This is a genomic window from Dyadobacter sp., from assembly GCF_051859145.1.
GTDB lineage: Bacteria > Bacteroidota > Bacteroidia > Cytophagales > Spirosomataceae > Dyadobacter.
Genome location: NZ_JBHYGF010000183.1, coordinates 5,743 through 7,987, shown reverse-complemented (window position 1 = coordinate 7,987; position 2,245 = coordinate 5,743). Strand labels below are relative to the sequence as shown.

Here is a 2,245-nt window from a genome sequence, read left to right as displayed (position 1 = left end):
CATACTTACGTAAAACGAATCAAACCACATAGGGAGTGTCTCTTTTACTTCCATTCCGTGCTTTTCCATTAGTAGTTTCATGCTGCCTTTGGTAAAATGGTACAAATGCCGCGGTACATCGTAAGCTGCCCATTGCTGCTTGTATTTTTGCGCGTCATAGGATTCGGGATTTGGTACTGCAATCACAAGTACTCCCGTGGGATTGAGATGCTCAGTTAGCCAGTTGATAGTTTCATTCAGCTTGTGAACATGTTCCAGAACGTGCCACATCGTGATGGTATCAAACTTTTGAGCGCCGACTTCTGGTTGAAATATGTCGGTGTAAACCGTAGCTCCAATCCGCTCTGCTGCCACCTTTCTTGCGCCTGAATCAGGTTCGGTTCCAAATACCTTCCAACCATTATCCTGAATGGACTTAGCAAAGCTGCCTGTGCCGCAACCAATGTCCAGTAATGTACCTTTCTGTCGGGAGTGTTGGTTGATCAGCTTTATTTTCTGCTGAATGGTATAATCCCGCACCGATGTATATACCCGGCTCATCAGATCTTTGGAATCATCGTGATGGGAAATATAGTCCTGAGATTGATAATAGGAGCCTATATCCTGCTCTGCCGGTCGTGGATTAGTGAAGAGGAACTGGCACGATCCGCATTCCTGAATCTGAAATTTTTCCTTCGAAACGGTATAATCCACCACGGTTAAATGTTCGTGGAAGGTGGTATTCTGGCAAACCGGGCAATTATCTAATCTTTCCAATTATCGACCTATGTAAAGCATTAAAACGGATATATCTGATGGACTCACGCCGCTGATCCTGGAAGCCTGTCCTATTGTCGCTGGACGCGTGCGTTTCAGCTTTTCACGGCCTTCAAAGGATAGCGAGGTAACCACGTCATAGTTGAAGTTGTCGATGATGTTCAGGTTTTCCAACTTGTTCATCTTTTCAACCAGCAGCATTTCCTTTTCTATATAGCTATCGTATTTAAGATTTATTTCGGCTTGCTGAACTGAATCCAGGCTGAAATCCTTGATCAGCTCCGCGATAACCGGGCTGTGTTCCGCCAACTTTTCAATGGAAATCTGTGGACGTTTCAGCAGTTGTGCAACAGCCACTTTTTCTCTGAGCTGTGCAGTACCGAGTGTTTCAAGCGCGTCATTGATTTCTTCCGGGGTAACCTTATTTAGAGAAAGCGTTGAAATGATAGCGGCAACTTCCTGCTGTTTTTTCTGAACCGCATTAAATCTGTCCTGACTGGCCAAACCGATTTGATAGCCTTTTTCAGTTAGTCTGATATCGGCATTGTCCTGGCGGAGCAATGTCCGGTACTCAGCACGGGAGGTAAACATTCGGTATGGTTCCTCGGTGCCTTTGTTGATCAGATCATCGATGAGCACACCAATGTAAGCTTCCGATCTTTTCAGTACAAATGGTTCCAGTTGGTTTACATTTTGATGCGCGTTGATCCCGGCCATCAAACCCTGACAAGCTGCTTCTTCGTAGCCAGTAGTTCCATTGATCTGCCCTGCAAAAAACAGATTCGTGATCAGGTGTGTTTCAAGGGTTGATTTTAGCTGTGTCGGCGGAAAGTAATCGTACTCGATTGCATACCCTGGCCGGAACATTTTTGCATTTTCGAATCCTGGAATTTTCCGCAAGGCGGCATATTGAACATCCTCAGGTAAGGAGGTTGAGAAACCATTTACATAAACCTCTACGGTATCCCACCCTTCCGGCTCTACGAAAATCTGGTGACGATCTTTATCGGCAAAACGGTTGATCTTGTCTTCCACTGACGGACAATATCTCGGTCCAAGTCCCTTGATGCGGCCTGAGAACATAGGCGATTTTTCGAAGCCGGTTTTCAGAACATCATGTACTTCCTGATTGGTGTAAGTAATCCAGCAGCTCCGTTGCTTAGCAAGCGGCTTTGTATCCGTGTAAGAGAATTTGGCGGGTTTCTCATCACCAGGCTGCTCCTCCATTTTGGAGTAGTCGAGTGAACGGCCGTCAACGCGCGGCGGCGTTCCCGTTTTCATTCGTCCCGCTTCAAATCCAAGTTGAACAAGCTGCTCTGTGAGGCCGGTAGCAGATTTCTCTCCTGTACGGCCGCCGCCAAAGTTCTTTTCACCAATATGGATCAGTCCATTTAGGAATGTACCATTGGTAAGTACAACTGATTTGGATTTGATCTCAATTCCAAGGCTCGTCTTCACCCCTCGTGCTGTACCATCTTCAATAATGAGC

Annotated in this window: 2 protein-coding genes; both read right to left on the bottom strand. The window is 46.1% G+C overall.

The annotated features are described in order from the left end of the window. The coding region (locus ACTIE6_RS11995; RefSeq protein WP_439556861.1) for a class I SAM-dependent methyltransferase at positions 1–756 on the bottom strand (756 nt) is incomplete at its 3' end. Next, positions 757–2,245 (bottom strand): tRNA uridine-5-carboxymethylaminomethyl(34) synthesis enzyme MnmG (mnmG, locus tag ACTIE6_RS11990; RefSeq protein WP_439556860.1); only part of this gene is annotated, 1,489 nt, incomplete at its 5' end.